Genomic DNA, 15,106 nt, shown 5'->3' with positions numbered 1-15,106 from the left:
GCCGGGGAATCGGGGCGTCCCGGTCAGACGGCCCGCGGCATCCGGCTTGTGCCGCCGCGCGGCCGGTCGGAGCCGAGGGCGCGGGAGATGCCGTGCGCCGCGGTCTTCAGGGCGGGCACGGTCGCCCGGAGGTCCTCCTCGCCGAAGGGGACGATCACGTTCAGCGCGGCGATCACCCGATCGCCGCGTTCGAACACCGGAACGGCGATCCCGGTCGTGTTCGGCACGATGATCCCGGGCACGGAAGCGTGGCCGAGCTGCCTGATCCCGGCCAGTAGCCGGCGCAGGGCTGCGGGTTCGGTGACGGTGTGTTCCGTGTAGCGCACGAGTTCCCTGCCGAGCACGTCGTCCTGGAACTCCGGCGGGGAGTATGCCAGGAGCACGAGCCCGGACGAGCACGCGTGGATCGGCAGCCGGCCGACGATCTGGGTGATGTTCACCGCCGAACCGCGGGTCGTGAGCCGCTCGATGTAGAGCACGTTCTCGCTGTCGAGCAGGCTCAGGGTCGTGTGCTGCTGCACGACGGCGTGCACGTCCTCCATGAAGGGAAGCGCGATCTCGCGCAGGTCGGTGGTGCGCGAGCCCCGCGAGGCCAGCTCCCACAACCGGATGCCGAGGCGAACTCCTCCGTCCGCGTCGCGCTCGAGGAGCCGTTCGTCGAGGAGCTGCACGACGAGCCGGTGGGTCGTGGCGAGTGGGATGCCCACCCGGCGCGATAACGCGGAGATCGTCATGGACGAGCGATGGGAATCGAAGGCGTCGAGAATCGTCACGAGCCGGGACAGCAGGGAGTCGCCGGAGCGGGAATTCGCCATGGCCCCACAATATGCTGCCCGCCGGTGCGCGGGCGAGTAGCGTGGTGCTGATGTCAGGGAAGCCCGCACAGTCGAGGGGAACCGAGGACGCTGCGGCGTTCCCGGTCGATGACCGCGGCGTGGCCGCCCGGCTCTTCGCCATTCTCGACGCGTTCACCGCGCCGCCGGCGAGTTCGCTCACCCTCACCGCGATCGCGCAGCGCACCGGGATCCCGCTGACGACGGTGCATCGCCTCGTCGGCGAATGGACGAGCTGGGGAGGCCTTGCCCGCCAGGAAGACGGACGCTACGCGCTCGGGATGCGGCTCTGGGAGGTCGGGGTGCAGACCCCGACGGCGCGGAACCTGCGCACGATCGCCCTGCCCTATCTGGAAGACCTGTACGAGTCGACCCACGAGCACGTGCACCTCGCCGTCCTCGATGGGAGCGACGCCCTCTACCTCGAGAAGCTGTCCGGGCACCAGGCCGTGCGGGTGATCTCCCGGGTGGGCGGCCGCCTCCCGCTGCACGCGACCGGGGTCGGACTCGTGCTGCTGGCCTTCGCTCCGAACGAGGTGATCCAGACCTACCTGGCCGGGCCGTTGCCGCGGTTCCTGCCACAGACGGTGACCGACCCCGAGGAATTGCGGCGGCGCCTGGCCGGCATCCGCGCCCAGGGCATCGCCCGCATGTCCGAGGAGATGACAGCCGGTTCGAGTTCGATCGCGGCGCCGATCCGGGACCGCACCGGCCAGGTGGTTGCGGCCGTGTCTATCGTCACCCGCACAACGCCCCGGTCGAGCCCCGAGCAGGAACAGGCCGTGCGCGTCGCGGCCCACGGGGTCGGCAGGGCGCTCGGGTACCGCCGCGCCGCCGGCTGAGTGCGGATCAGCTGCGGACTGATTGCGGACTGATCGCGCGGGGATGCCCGCTCGATGGTTGCGGCAGTCGATAATGGGGGAATGCCCGTTGAGGAGCTCGTTCCCCGTGGTCGATGGCGACCCCTGCTGTCGGTCCGGGTGCGCATCCTGGCCGCCATCCTGGTCGTCACAGCGTTCGGCATGGCCACCGCGGGGACGACCGCGTATCTGGTGCAGCGCGAACGAACCCTGGATGCTCTTGACGCCTCACTGAAGGTGACGGTCGAGGACGCCCGTTTCATCGCAGGGGACTCCGGGCTGACCACGGTGGCCGGCGTGCTCGGTGCCGTCGTGCAGCGGGTGCGGCCGGGAACGAATGAGTCCACACTCGCCGTCATCGACGGTGCTGCGGCCTTCGCCCCCGCTGGGGACGTCGCCTTCCGCCTCGAAGACGACGCCGGGTTCGTCACGCGGATCACAGCCGAGACGTCGGGCGGAGCAGTCGTGCTCGGCACCGCGGTCGGGAACGGACGGGCTGTGCGCTACGTCGCGGCACCCGTCACCGTCGGCACGGACCCCGCCGCCGGGGTGTTCAGCGCCGCCTTCGATCTCGACGCCGAGCTGCGGCCCGTCACGGATGCCTTCCGCACCTACCTGGGAGTCGCCGCGCTGACCCTGGTCCTGCTCGGCCTCGTCGGCTGGCTGGTATCCGGACGTCTGCTGCGTCCCATCCGTGCCCTGCGTGAGGCGGCCGCGCGGATCACCGCGTCCGACATGAGTGAGCGCATACCGGCCTATGGCCGGGACGATGTCTCACTCCTGACCGAAACCGTCAATGGCATGCTCGACAGGCTCGATCACTCGATCACCAGCCAGCGTCGCCTGCTCGACGACATCGGCCACGAGCTCAAGACTCCGATCACCATCGTGCGCGGGCACCTGGAACTCATGAACGAATCCGACCCCGCCGACGTTGCAGCGACGAGGGCACTGGCGATCGACGAGCTCGACCGGATGAACGGCCTGGTCAGGGACATCTCCGCGCTCGCAGAAGTGCACAGGCCGGTGAGCCTGAACCTGGCGCCTGCCGACATCGCGGCCCTCACCGAACTCGTGCGCGCCAAGGCAGCTGCGCTCTCCGACCACCACTGGGTGTCGAGCCGGAGTGCCGCTGTCATGGCTACCGTCGACGCCGACAAGCTCACCCAGGCCCTGCTCCAGCTCGCGGCAAACGCTGTCAGTCACGGTTCGCCCGGAGGAACGGTCGACATCGGCAGCGCGGTCGACCGGGCGGCGGACGGCTCATCCCGGCTGCGGCTCTGGGTCAGGGACGACGGTCCAGGGATCAGTATCGAGGCGCAGGAACACATTTTTGAACGATTCACGCGTGGAGCGGTCGGACGGGGAGAGACCGGTTCCGGACTCGGCCTCGCGATCGTCGCGGCGATCGCCGACGCCCACGGCGGTTCGGTCCTGGTGACGTCGCAGCAGGGACAGGGCGCGACCTTCACGCTCGATATCCCGCTCCCGCCCCGAAGCGTCGAAGCGCCAGAGACCACGGAGGTCACCCCATGAGCCGCATCCTGATCGCAGAGGACGAAGCGCGGATCGCGACCTTCGTCGACAAGGGCCTCTCGGCGGCCGGGTACGCGACGTCGGTCGTGCGCACCGGACCTGACGCACTCGACTTCGCCCTCACCGGCGGATTCGACCTGATGGTGCTCGACATCGGCCTTCCGGGCATCGACGGTTACGAAGTACTCCGCAGACTGCGCGCGGAGGACTCTGCGCTACCGGTGATCGTGCTGACGGCGCGGGACTCTGCAGAAGACACCCTGGCCAGCCTTCAGGGCGGTGCCGACGACTACATGGCCAAGCCGTTCCGGTTCGATGAGCTGCTCGCCCGCGTGCGCCTGCGTCTGGCAGATGCCGCCAGAGTCCTCGAACCCGTCCTGGGCGTCCCTGGGCTCCAGCTCGACCTGCGTAGCCGCCGGGCGATCGTCGGTGATCACCAGGTGGACCTGTCGGCCAGGGAATTCGCTCTGGCCGAGGAATTCCTGCGCAACCCCGACCAGGTGCTCAGTCGGGAGCAGCTGCTCAGCCGGGTCTGGGGGTACGACTTCGATCCCGGTTCGAACGTTGTCGACGTCTACGTCGGCTATCTCCGGGCCAAGTTCGGCGCCTCGCGCATCGAAACGGTCAGGGGAATGGGCTACCGGCTGCGCTGATCGCGCTGAGCCGGCAGCCCATTTCCCGTCCCCGGCGACGAGCCCGGGCGGATATCGGTGTTCGGGGAGTTCTAGCCGTTGCTGCCGTGCCCGGAGTTGTCGTGCCCGGTGCTGTCGTGGCCGGAGTTGTCGTGGCCGGAGTTGCCTGAGCCGGAGGTGTCCGTTCCGTGGTCGTCGCCGACGTCGTGGGTTGCGGGGTCGTCGACGCCGTGGTCATCGGTGCGGACCGGAGTCGCAGGCGTGGCGGGCACGGCCGGGGCGGCGGAGTGGTCGTCGCCGACATCGTGGGTGGCGGGATCGTCGGCTCCGTTGTCGTCGGTCGTGACGGCGGGGGTCGTCGGTGTCGGCGTGGCGGGGTCGGTCGAGTGATCGTCGCCGAGGTCGTGGGTCGCCGGGTCGTCGGTGCCGACGATGGTGCCGGGTGTGGTCGTGCTGGAACTGCTGGTCGGCGTCGGGATGACGTCGCCGTGCCTGCCGGTGTCTGCCTGTGCGGTGGCGATACCCGCAGACAGGAGCCCGGCGAGGCCGAGGGTGGCGAGTGCGAGGGAACTCTTCTTTGTCAGGTGGGCCATGAGATGTCCTTTCGACGGCGCCGGGACCGGCGCTTCAGCGGATGTCACTGAGTGCTTCCACTCTGCGGTGTGGTTCTAAGCCCGGAAGGAGACGCCGGTGAGAGCTCTCTTAGCGTTCGGGCGGTTCAGTCCTTACCGCTGCTCCCACTGCTGCCGCTGCCACCGCTTCCTCCCGATCGGTTACCGCCGTGGTCGTCGACGACAACCGGCGTCGGGGCAGGCACCAGCTCGGGCACGGGTGCGGTGGTCGGTATCGTGGCCGGGACCGTGCCCACCGACGGCGCGCCGGTGGAGACCGCGCTCGGCGCGACGACCGGGGCGTCGCCCGTGGCGGGCGGCTGGGTTCCGACCGTGACCCCGGGAACGGTGAGCGGCGTCCCCGCCTGGTCCGCGAGCGCGAGGGAGCTCACCATGGCTGCGGCAAGGCCGGCGGTGGCGACGACGACGATGAGTGCAGCCCCGGCGAGGCCGGCACGCGTCCGCCGCCGACGACTGTCAGGTGCTGGGATGGGCTCGCGCATTGATCTGCTCCTATTCAGCGGGGGAAGGCTCCACAGCCAGTGTGCCGTCACCGGGCGTCGGGGTCATCATCCGACAGTGTGCCTGTCCTCGATGAGGCAGACGCGAGACGCGTGTGAGAGCTTTCTTAGAAAGATCTGCTTGCCGTGAGTCCAGCCCGCGATCTTTCACTCAGTGGAAACGGCTGCGCTGGAGGGTTGCTGACTCCGCAAGATGGTGCGATCACCTGTCATCGTCGCTAGGAGAACCCCGTGTCCCCAGAAAACACCCGCGTCGCCATCATCGGCGCAGGCCCCGCCGGTCTTCTCCTCAGCTGGGCGCTGCGGGACGCCGGAATCGACTCGATCGTGGTCGAGAACCGTTCGCAGGACTACGTGCTCGCCCGGATCCGGGCCGGCGTACTCGAGCAGAGCGCCGTCGAGACCCTCACCCGCCTGGGGCTCGGCGAGCGGATCAGGACCGAGGGCCTCGAGCACGACGGCATCTACCTGCAGTTCCGGGGCGAACGCCACCACGTCGACTTCCAGGAGCTCATCGGCCGCAGCGTCACGGTGTACGGCCAGCAGGAAGTCGTCAAGGACCTCATCGCGGCGCACAACGCCGCCGGCTCGACGATCTACTATGAGGCGGCGGATGTCGCCGTGCACGACCTCGAGTCGAGCGCGCCGCGGGTGACGTTCACCCACGCGGGCGAGGCCCACGAGATCACGGCGGACTTCGTCGTCGGCGCCGACGGCTTCCACGGCGTCTGCCGCGCGAGCATCCCCCGCGAAGCCATCACGCTCTACGACCGGAGTTACCCGTACGCCTGGCTCGGGATCCTCGCGAACGTGGCTCCGTCGACCGACGAGCTCATCTATGCGCTGCACGAAGACGGCTTCGCAATGCACTCGATGCGTTCGCCGCACGTCTCCCGGCTCTACCTGCAGGTCGACACCGCGGACTCGCTCGACCAGTGGCCGGACGAACGGATCTGGGAGAACCTGCACGCCCGGCTCGGCGTGCCGGGCTGGACCCTCCAGGAGGGCGAGATCACCGACAAGTCGATCACGCCCATGCGCAGCTTCGTGGCGTCCCGCCTCGCGTACGGCAGTCTCTTCCTCGCGGGGGACGCCGGACACATCGTGCCGCCGACCGGGGCGAAGGGCCTCAACTCCGCCATCGCCGACGTCACCATGCTCGCCGCCGCCCTCGCCGCCCACTACGCGGACGACGACGCCCTCCTCTCCGGTTACGGCGAGGCGGCGCTCCGCCGCCAGTGGCGCGTGCAGCAGTTCTCGCAGTGGATGACCGACCTGCTGCACCGCAACCGCACCGACCTGCAGACGATGGAGTTCGACTACCAGAGCCAGCTCGGCCGTCTCGACTACGTCACGGGCTCGGTGCACGCCCAGCGCGAGCTCGCCGAACAGTATTCCGGACTCCCGTTCTAGCCCCGCACTCCCGACCCCATACTCCCGAGAGGAATCAGCGACATGACCGATACCACGTCACAACACGAGATCTCCGCAGAGATGCAGGCCATCGAGGCGGAAGCCAGGGCCCGCGTCGCGGAGGGCAACGCCCCGGAACTGCACCCGCGTCGCGACTACCCTCCCTATCGCAGTTCGATCCTGCGGCACCCGACCCACGAGCTCGTGCGGGCGGACCCCGAGGAGATCGAACGGCACTCGCCCGCCTTCGGGCACAGCGACGTCAGCCCCCTCGAGAGCGACCTGACCATCCAGCACAACGCCGAACCTCTCGGCGAGCGGATGACGGTGTCCGGGCGGGTGCTCGACGGCGAGGGCCGCCCGGTGCGGCACCAGCTCGTCGAGGTCTGGCAGGCCAACGCCGGCGGACGCTACGTGCACAAGCGCGACCAGCATCCCGCCCCGCTCGACCCCAACTTCACCGGCGTCGGCCGGGTCATCACGGGGGACAACGGCGAATACTCCTTCACCACGATCAAGCCGGGACCCTACCCGTGGCGGAACCACCTGAACGCGTGGCGGCCGGCACACATCCACTTCTCCCTCTTCGGTACCGCGTTCACCCAGCGCCTGATCACCCAGATGTACTTTCCGGGCGACCCGCTCTTCGCGCTCGACCCGATCTACCAGTCGATCACAGACCCCGCAGCGCGCGCCCGGCTGATCGGCGTGTACGACCACGACCTAAGCGTGCCGGAGTTCTCGCTCGGCTACCGGTGGGACATCGTGCTCACCGGTCCGAAATCCACCTGGATGGAAAGTGAAGAAGCCCATGACTGAGTCGCCTGCCGCCCGGTACGTGCAGACCCCCGCGCAGACCGTGGGCCCGTTCTACGGGTTCGCGTTGCCGTACGACGGGGGAGCCGAGCTCGTGCCCGGCCACCACCCGCACGCGATCCGGCTGCACGGAACCGTCTTCGACGGCGCAGGGGAACCGGTGCCCGATGCCATCCTCGAAATCTGGCAGGCCGACGAGACCGGCGCCTTGCGGACCGAACGGGGCTCCCTCGCCCGCGACGGCTTCGGCTTCACGGGCTTCGGCAGGGCGGCCGTCGACTTCGGCGGTCACTACACCTTCACGACGGTCGAGCCCGGCCCGGTCGCGGGCGGTGCGCCGTACGTGCTCGTCACCGTGTTCGCCAGGGGGCTCATCCACCACCTCTTCACCCGGGCCTACTTCCCCGGGAATGCGGAGCTGAATGCCACGGATGCCGTGCTCGCCGCGGTCCCGGCGGACCGGCGGCACACCCTCGTCTGCGTGCAGGAAGGGACCGGGCCGACGGGCGCTGCCTCGTACCGGTTCGACATCCGCCTGCAGGGCGAGAACGAGACCGTGTTCCTGGATTTCGATGCCTGAGTCAGTGCTGCCTGAGTCTTCGATGCCTGAGCCCATTCTCGACGTCGGGCTGCTGGCTCCGCTCGACCACGGCAGCAGGGCGCGGGCGCTCACGAGCGACGCGGCCTGGCTGCAGGCGATGGTCGACACCGAGCTCGCCCTGACCAGGGCGCTCGTCGACGCAGCACTCGCCCCCGAGTGGATGCTCGGCGTCTGCGACACTCTCGCCGACGCCGGTGCGCTCGACCTCGGTGCGATCGCGCGGGAGGGACGCGGCGGCGGCAACCCCGTGATCCCGCTCGTGAAGCACCTCGGGCTCGCCGCGGAACGCGTGCGTGCAGGGGCCTCCGACCACATCCATGTCGGCGCCACGAGCCAGGACGTCCTCGACACGGCGGCGATGCTCGTCGCCGACCGGGTCTGCGGCGAGCTCGCCGACCGGCTCGGGGAATTCGCCGCCGCGCTCGCCGTGCTCGCGGGGCAGCACCGGGACACGATCATGGCCGGCCGCACCCTGGGCCAGCAGGCCTCGCCCACGAGCTTCGGCTTCGTGGCGGCCGGCTGGCTCGACGCCGTGCTCACGGCCGCGACCGCGCTCGCCCGGGTGCGCGCGGGGCTGCCAGCGCAGCTCGGCGGCGCTGTCGGGAACCTCGCCGTGCTCACCGCCATCGCCAACGCCCGCTCCGGGGTCGCCGGGCCGGCGGCATCCACGTCGGGCACCCCGGCCGTCGAGGTCGTCACGGACCGGTTCGCCGCCCGGCTCGGGCTGCGCCGCCCGCTGCTCAGCTGGCACACCGACCGCCTGCCGGTCGTGGAACTCGGATCCGCGCTCGCCGCGGTGACCGGGGTCGCCGGGGCGTTCGCCCTCGACGTGTCCGTGCTGTCCCGCACCGAGATCGCCGAGGTGAACGAGCGGCTCGGTGCGGGACAGGGCGGCTCCAGCGCGATGCCGCACAAGCGCAACCCGGTGACGGCCGTGCTCGTCACGGCCGCAGCGCGCCAGACCCCTGCTCTGCTGGCGTCGCTCTACGGCAGCCTGCTCGCCGAGGACCAGCGCCCGAGCGGAGCCTGGCACGCCGAGTGGCAGACCCTGCGCGAGCTCGAGCGGCTCGCGGTTTCCGCGGTCAGCGGAGCGGCCGACCTCGCCGGGCGCCTCGACGTCCACCCCGGGCGGATGCGGGTCAACCTCGAGTTCACCGACGGGCTCGTCTTCAGCGAACGCGTGACCACCCTGCTCGCCGAGGCCCTCGGGAAGACCAGGGCCTTCGCACTCGTACAGCGTGCCGCCGAGGAATCCCACGAGACCCGGCGACCGCTGCGGGTGACGCTGGGTGGCCTGCTGGCAGCAGAGGGCGCCACCGGGGAGTGACCGACGCACTGCGGGACCGGGCCTGGGCCGCATTCGACGCGGACTCCGGCCTTGGCCAGGGTTCGTCAGCGATCGACCGGGTGCTCGCCCGATACCGGGCACACGTCGAGGCAGAAGTGCCTCGTGAACCGGCAGTGCCTCGTCAACCGGCAGTGCCTGCCCACCCAGCACGGAAGGTTGAACGATGACCCAGCCCCTTCTTCGTGGCACGATTCGCCCTGGCCCGGCTGGCCCGGCTGGCCGGGCGTCGCTGCTCGTTCTCGGACCGTCGCTCGGCACCACGACGACGCTCTGGGACCCGGTCGTCGACGCCCTCGACGCCCTCGGCGCCCTCGGCGACCCGGCACATCCGGACCTGCGGGTGCTCAGCTTCGATCTGCCCGGACACGGGGTCAGCCCGGCCGCGCGGGAACCGTTCACGGTCGCCGAACTCGCCGACGCGGTGATCGCGCTCGTCGACTCCGCGACGGCCGCCGCCCTCGGTCCGGACGCGGCACCGGAGTCCTTCCACTATGCCGGGATCTCGCTCGGCGGAGCGGTCGGGCTCGAGCTCGGCATCCGCCACCCCGGGCGCCTGCTGAGCCTCACCGTCGTCTGTTCGGCGGCACGGATCGGCACAGCGGAGGGCTGGCACGAGCGCGCCGCACAGATCCGGGCGAGCGGAACGCCCTCGATGGTGATCGGCAGCGCCGAACGCTGGTTCGCTCCGGGGTTCCTTGAGCGCGATCCCGCGGCGGGTGCCGGTGCGCTGAACCGGCTGCTCGACATCGACGACGAGTCATACGCGCTCTGCTGCGAGGCGCTCGCCGGCTTCGACGAGCGCGACGCGGTCGCCGGCATCGCCGTGCAGACGCTCTGCGTCGCCGGGGGACTCGACCTCGCCACGCCGAGTGCCCTCGTCGCCGAACTCGCCGCGGCCATTCCCGGCGCCCGGTTCGCCGAGATCGCGGGAGTCGCCCACCTGCCCTCCCTCGAGCGGCCGCGGGACCTCGCAGGCCTGCTCAGGGAACAGCTCGCGGCGACGCCCCCGGCAACGTCTGCGGAGCAGCCGATCGGACTAGCCGTGGCCCAGGATCCCTCCGCACGAACGGCGGCCGAGGTGTACACCGCGGGCCTGGCCGTGCGCCGGGCCGTGCTCGGTGACACGCACGTGGATGCCGCGACGGCCGCGATCACCCCGGAGACCGCCGACTTCCAGGACTTCATCACCCGATACGCCTGGGGTGAAATCTGGACCAGGCCCGGCCTCGACCGGCGCACCCGCAGCTTCCTCACCCTCGCCTGCCTGATCACCGGCGGCCACGAGCACGAGCTCGCGATGCACGTGCGCGCCGCGCTCACCAACGGGCTCAGCCGCGCCGAGATCAGCGAGGCGATGCTGCATACCGCGATCTACGCCGGGGTGCCTGCCGCGAACTCGGCGCTCTCGATAGCCCGCACGACGTTCGCCGCCCTGGACGCGGAGGCCGCCGCCTCTGCACCGACCCCGACACTTCCTTGAACCGGACCGAAGGACTGCTCCATGGATAAGACGTTCACCTCCGCGGCGGCCGCCGTCGCGGACATCCCAGACGGCGCTTCCCTCGCCGTCGGCGGCTTCGGCCTGGTCGGCGTGCCGATCGTGCTGATCCGCGCCCTGCTCGACCGGGGCACGACAGACCTCCGGGTCGTCTCCAACAACTGCGGCGTCGACGGCTGGGGACTCGGTGAGCTGCTCAGGGAGGGCAGGATCAGCAGGGTCATCGCGTCATACATCGGCGAGAACAAGGACTTCGCGCGGCGCTACCTCGGCGGTGACCTCGAGGTCGAGCTCACCCCGCAGGGAACCCTCGCCGAGCGGCTTCGCGCGGGCGGCAGCGGCATCCCGGCGTTCTTCACCGCGAGCGGCGTCGGAACCCTGGTCGCCGACGGCGGCCTGCCCTGGCGCTACGGGCCAGACGGGGAGGTGCTGGTGTCCTCGCCGCCGAAGGAGACCAGGGTGTTCTCCTCGCTCGGAAAGACGCAGGAATACGTGCTCGAGGAGGCGATCGTCACCGACTTCGCCCTGGTGCGCGCCGCTCGCGGCGACCGGCACGGCAATCTGGTCTTCGAGAAGTCGGCCCGCAACTTCAACCCGCCGGCAGCGATGGCCGGCCGGATCACCATCGCCGAGGTCGACGAGCTCGTCGAACCGGGCGAGATCGATCCGGACGACGTGCACCTCGCCGGCATCTACGTGCAACGGATCGTGCAGCTGAACCACGCGGATGCGCATGACCTCCCGATCGAGAAGGTCACGACCCGGCCACGGCCGGGAGGCGCCGCCGCGGCCGCGGCATCCGCCCAGACCGCCAGAACGGAAGGCTGACATGCCCCTGACCCGCAACGAGATGGCGGCCCGAGCCGCGCAGGAACTCGCCCCCGACAGCTACGTCAACCTCGGGATCGGCCTGCCGACCCTGATCCCGAACTTCCTGCCGGAGGGGGTGCACGTCATCCTGCATTCGGAGAACGGGGTGCTCGGCGTCGGGGCGTACCCGTGGGAGGGCGAGGAGGACCCGAAACTGATCAACGCCGGCAAGGAGACCATCACCGTCAATCCCGGTGCGGCGTACTTCGACTCCGCGCAGAGCTTCGGCATGATCCGTGCCGGGGTCATCGACGTGGCCGTTCTCGGCGCGATGCAGGTCTCGGAGACGGGAGACATCGCGAACTGGGCCGTGCCGGGCAAGATGATCAAAGGTATGGGCGGGGCGATGGACCTCGTGCACGGCGCCGATACCGTGATCGTCGTGATGGAGCATGTCACGCGTGCCGGCGAGCACAAGATCGTGGCGGAGTGCTCCCTTCCCTGACCGGCAAGCACGTGGTCACCCGGATCATCACCGACCTCGCGGTGATCGACGTCACCGGGGAGGGGCTCGTGCTGCGGGAGGTCGCTCCGGGTCTCACCGTCGCGGAGGTGCAGGCCGCGACCGGGGCGCGGCTGCTCGTGCCCGCGGAACCGGGCGTCATCCGCACCCTGCTGCCAGGGGTCGGCGCATGAACGAGCGGATGCGCGAGGTCGTCATCTGCGAACCGGTGCGCACCCCGATCGGGCGCTTCGGCGGGATGTTCGCCACGGTCGCGCCGGCCGACCTCGCCGCCGCCGTGATCGCGGCCCTGCTGGAACGTACCGGCATCGACGGGGGTGTGATCGACGACGTGATCCTCGGGCAGGCCTACCCGACCGCGGAGGCGGCATCCGTCGCCCGCGTCGCCGCCCTCAACGCCGGCCTGCCGGTGACCGTCGGCGGGCTCCAACTCGACCGGCGGTGCGGCTCCGGCCTGCAGGCCGTGCTCGACGCCGCGATGCAGGTGCAGACCGGCATCAGCGACGTCGTCGTGGCCGGCGGAGTCGACTCGATGAGCCAGGCGCCGTTCTACACCGTCGATTCCCGTTTCGGAATCACGGCCGGGCCGGGCGTGCTGCTGCGCGACGCGCTCAGCCGTGGCCGGGAGACCGCCGGCGGCCGCAACTACCCGGTTCCCGGCGGCATGCTCGAGACCGCGGAGAACCTGCGCCGGGAGTACGGCATCGGTCGTACCGAGCAGGACGAGCTCGCCGTGCGGTCCCAGCAGCGCGCCGCGGCGGCCGTTGCAGAGGGCCGCTTCGACGCCGAAATCGTTCCGGTCACGGTTCCGGGGCGAAAGGGCGCCGTCGTCGTCTCCCGCGACGAAACCCCGCGGCCGGACACGACCCTGGCCGGTCTCGCCGGGCTGCGTCCCATTCTCGTGAAGACGGATGCCGACGCGACGGTCACCGCCGGAAACGCGAGCGGGCAGAACGACGCCGCCGCCGTGTGCCTCGTGACGACCCCTGAGCGCGCCGCGGAGCTCGGGCTCACCCCGCTCGTGCGCCTCGTGACGTGGGCAAGGGCCGGCGTCGAGCCCTCGCGGATGGGCATCGGGCCGGTGCCCGCAACGAAGAAGGCCCTCGAACGCGCAGGCCTCACCCTCGCGGACATCGACCTGATCGAGCTCAATGAGGCATTCGCCGCGCAGGTGCTCGCGGTCAGCCGGGAGTGGAAATTCACCGACGCCGACTGGGAACGCACCAACGTGAACGGTTCCGGCATCTCCCTGGGTCACCCCGTCGGTGCCACCGGCGCACGCATCCTGGCGACCGCGAGCAGACACCTGCACCGCACCGGGGGCAGTACCTTCTCGAGACCATGTGCATCGGGGGTGGACAGGGCCTCGCCGCCGTCTTCGAACGGGTGTGATGGGAGGCGATCGCTGTCCGGTCGCTCGGGCCGGGCATCCGGTGCGCGCAAGCCGAAGCAAGAGCCGACCGTGCGCTCCGCAGCCGGCGGCCGTGCTCAGGCGGCCGGGGGCCGGAACGCGAGCGCGAGCTCGACGAGCAGGCGGGCTCCGAAACCGGTCGGTCCCTTGGTCCGCCAGGAGTCGTCGGAGTCCGACTGCATCGGGCCGCACATGTCGACGTGCGCCCAGGGGGTGTCGCCGACGAAGTCCGCGAGGAACAGGGCAGCGGTCGTCGCGCCGGCGAACGGCCCGCCGAGGTTCGACATGTCCGCGACGTCCGAGTCGAGCTGGTTGCGGTAGCGGCGGTCGAGCGGAAGTTGCCAGACTGTCTCGTCGGTGAGGTCGGATGCCGCGCGCACCTGGTCGATGATGTCCTGGTCGTTGCCGAACAGCGCCGCCATCATCGGGCCGAGCGAGACGAGCGCAGCCCCGGTGAGGGTCGCGAGGTCGACGATGGCGTCAACGCCCTCTTCGGTGGCGAGGACGAGCCCGTCCGCCATCACGAGCCGCCCCTCCGCGTCGGTGTTCTTGACTTCGACGGTCGTGCCGCCGCGGATCGTGAGGACGTCACCCATCGCGGTCGCCGAACCGGAGGGCATGTTGTCTGTGCACATCAGATAGGCGGTCACGGCGTTCGTGCAGCCGAGTTCTGTGAGCGCAGTCATCGCGGCGAAGATCGCGCCGGCACCGGACATGTCCATCTTCATCGCGAGGTGCGTGACATCGCCCGGCTTGAGAGCGATCCCGCCGGAGTCGTACATGATGCCCTTGCCGACGAGGGCGAGGTGCCCGGTCGGCTGTTCGGAGGGGCGATACCGGACCTCGATCATCCGGGGCTCTTCGATGCTGCCGGCATTGACGCCGAGGAGGCCGCCGCAGCCGAGCTCGATGAGTTCCGCCTTGTCGAAGACGCTCACCTCGAGCCCGAATTGCGGTGCGAGAGCCTCTGCGAAGTCGCCGAAGACCGTCGCCGTGAGATGGGAGGGCGGGGCGGCCGCAAGGTCGCGCGCGAGGGCCGTCGCCCGGGCGAGGGCGAGGCCGCGTGCGACGCCGCCTGCGTGTGCGGTGCTCCCGACGAGGTCGAGCGCTTCGAGGGGAATGTGGGTGGTCGCCGTTTTGAGTTCGAGGTAGCGATAGCGTGCGAGCACGGCGCCCTCGACGACGGCCGCGCTGGCCGCGACCGGGTCGAGCCCGCTCGCGGCGTCCAGGAGGTCCGTCGCGAGACGGCGTCCCTGCCGGCCGGCCCTGGCGAACGCGGCGGCGGCGTCTCTCAGGGTCGCGGTCGTGAGCACACCCTGCGCGCCGACGCCGATGGCGACGAGGGTCGGTGCGGATGCCTGGGGAGCACGAGCGCCTGGCCCACCGCACCGGTGAACCCGGCCTCCGTGAGCGCGGCACGGTCGAGTCCGATCGCCGCGGGGACGGGGCCGTCACTCGAGACGGCGTAGCCGGCGATCGTGGCGCCCTGACCGAAGTCGGGCGTGATCTCGACCCGCGTGCGCAGGTCGAGGGAGGGTCCGGGAGCGAAACTCGCGGGGATCAGTCTGTGGGGCTGGTGGGGCATCGGTGAACCTCGTTCCGGCAGTCGGTTCGGCGGAGCGGGGATTCCGCCGGCGCCAGCATACTGCCGGGTGCGTCCGCGCGGCGAGGATGCTGCGCGGGTACTGTGGGG

At 70.5% G+C, this 15,106-nt stretch carries 14 protein-coding genes and 2 pseudogenes; 11 read left to right on the top strand and 5 right to left on the bottom strand.

Translation table 11 applies throughout. The annotated features are described in order from the left end of the window. Positions 1-23 precede the first annotated feature (23 nt). Complete coding sequence (locus RGU41_RS08720) at positions 24-815, bottom strand: IclR family transcriptional regulator (RefSeq protein WP_322136026.1); 792 nt, start codon at positions 813-815, stop codon at positions 24-26. Between the two features lie 50 nt (positions 816-865). Here RGU41_RS08720 and RGU41_RS08715 point away from each other — a divergent pair, with 50 nt between their 5' ends. From RGU41_RS08715 to RGU41_RS08705, 3 genes are all read left to right on the top strand, one after another. Continuing rightward, positions 866-1,675 (top strand): IclR family transcriptional regulator, encoded by an 810-nt coding sequence (locus RGU41_RS08715; RefSeq protein WP_322136025.1) that lies wholly within the window; start codon positions 866-868, stop codon positions 1,673-1,675. A gap of 81 nt (positions 1,676-1,756) precedes the next feature. Continuing rightward, complete coding sequence (locus RGU41_RS08710; RefSeq protein WP_166790687.1) at positions 1,757-3,229, top strand: sensor histidine kinase; 1,473 nt, start codon at positions 1,757-1,759, stop codon at positions 3,227-3,229. Then, entirely contained in the window at positions 3,226-3,882 is a 657-nt protein-coding gene (locus tag RGU41_RS08705) for a response regulator transcription factor (RefSeq protein ID WP_322136024.1), read from the top strand. The genes RGU41_RS08710 and RGU41_RS08705 overlap by 4 nt, the downstream gene beginning before the upstream one ends. Before the next feature lie 71 nt (positions 3,883-3,953). Here RGU41_RS08705 and RGU41_RS08700 read toward each other — a convergent pair whose 3' ends face one another. Next, positions 3,954-4,454: a hypothetical protein gene (locus tag RGU41_RS08700; RefSeq protein ID WP_322136023.1), complete on the bottom strand. Its 501-nt coding sequence runs from the start codon at positions 4,452-4,454 to the stop codon at positions 3,954-3,956. 125 nt (positions 4,455-4,579) lie between these two features. After that, on the bottom strand, positions 4,580-4,975 hold the full coding sequence (locus tag RGU41_RS08695; RefSeq protein WP_166790688.1) for a hypothetical protein: 396 nt from the start codon (positions 4,973-4,975) through the stop codon (positions 4,580-4,582). A 249-nt stretch (positions 4,976-5,224) separates the two neighbouring features. Between RGU41_RS08695 and RGU41_RS08690 the strand changes: the two genes are divergently transcribed. The 8 genes and pseudogenes from RGU41_RS08690 to RGU41_RS08655 all read left to right on the top strand — a co-directional run. After that, positions 5,225-6,406 carry a 4-hydroxybenzoate 3-monooxygenase gene (locus tag RGU41_RS08690; protein WP_134448882.1) on the top strand — a complete coding sequence of 394 codons (1,182 nt, stop codon included), beginning with the start codon at positions 5,225-5,227 and terminating at the stop codon, positions 6,404-6,406. 42 nt (positions 6,407-6,448) lie between these two features. Then, entirely contained in the window at positions 6,449-7,225 is a 777-nt protein-coding gene (gene pcaH / locus RGU41_RS08685) for a protocatechuate 3,4-dioxygenase subunit beta (protein ID WP_134448883.1), read from the top strand. After that, a complete protein-coding gene (gene pcaG, locus RGU41_RS08680; protein WP_322136022.1) occupies positions 7,218-7,802 on the top strand; it encodes a protocatechuate 3,4-dioxygenase subunit alpha in 585 nt (194 codons plus the stop codon). Before pcaH ends, pcaG begins: the two co-directional genes overlap by 8 nt. 22 nt (positions 7,803-7,824) lie before the next feature. After that, complete coding sequence (locus RGU41_RS08675) at positions 7,825-9,150, top strand: lyase family protein (protein WP_322136021.1); 1,326 nt, start codon at positions 7,825-7,827, stop codon at positions 9,148-9,150. A gap of 184 nt (positions 9,151-9,334) precedes the next feature. Further along, positions 9,335-10,651 (top strand): 4-carboxymuconolactone decarboxylase, encoded by a 1,317-nt coding sequence (gene pcaC, locus RGU41_RS08670; RefSeq protein ID WP_322136020.1) that lies wholly within the window; start codon positions 9,335-9,337, stop codon positions 10,649-10,651. Positions 10,652-10,672: 21 nt separating this feature from the next. Beyond that, complete coding sequence (locus RGU41_RS08665; RefSeq protein ID WP_322136019.1) at positions 10,673-11,497, top strand: CoA transferase subunit A; 825 nt, start codon at positions 10,673-10,675, stop codon at positions 11,495-11,497. Position 11,498: 1 nt separating this feature from the next. Beyond that, a pseudogene (locus RGU41_RS08660) lies at positions 11,499-12,175 on the top strand (3-oxoacid CoA-transferase subunit B). Next, positions 12,172-13,269 (top strand): annotated as a pseudogene (locus RGU41_RS08655) (acetyl-CoA C-acetyltransferase); the annotation flags it as partial. The pseudogenes RGU41_RS08660 and RGU41_RS08655, both read left to right, overlap by 4 nt. A gap of 221 nt (positions 13,270-13,490) precedes the next feature. On the opposite strand, the gene RGU41_RS08650 reads toward RGU41_RS08655, so the two are convergent. After that, positions 13,491-14,726 carry a M17 family metallopeptidase gene (locus RGU41_RS08650; protein ID WP_322136018.1) on the bottom strand — a complete coding sequence of 412 codons (1,236 nt, stop codon included), beginning with the start codon at positions 14,724-14,726 and terminating at the stop codon, positions 13,491-13,493. Further along, on the bottom strand, positions 14,705-14,998 hold the full coding sequence (locus tag RGU41_RS08645; RefSeq protein ID WP_322136017.1) for a hypothetical protein: 294 nt from the start codon (positions 14,996-14,998) through the stop codon (positions 14,705-14,707). Before RGU41_RS08645 ends, RGU41_RS08650 begins: the two co-directional genes overlap by 22 nt. Positions 14,999-15,106: the final 108 nt, after the last annotated feature.

The sequence above is a fragment of the Cryobacterium sp. 10C3 genome, from assembly GCF_034314285.1.
Lineage (GTDB): Bacteria > Actinomycetota > Actinomycetes > Actinomycetales > Microbacteriaceae > Cryobacterium > Cryobacterium glucosi.
This window is presented reverse-complemented; position numbering and strand designations above follow the sequence as displayed.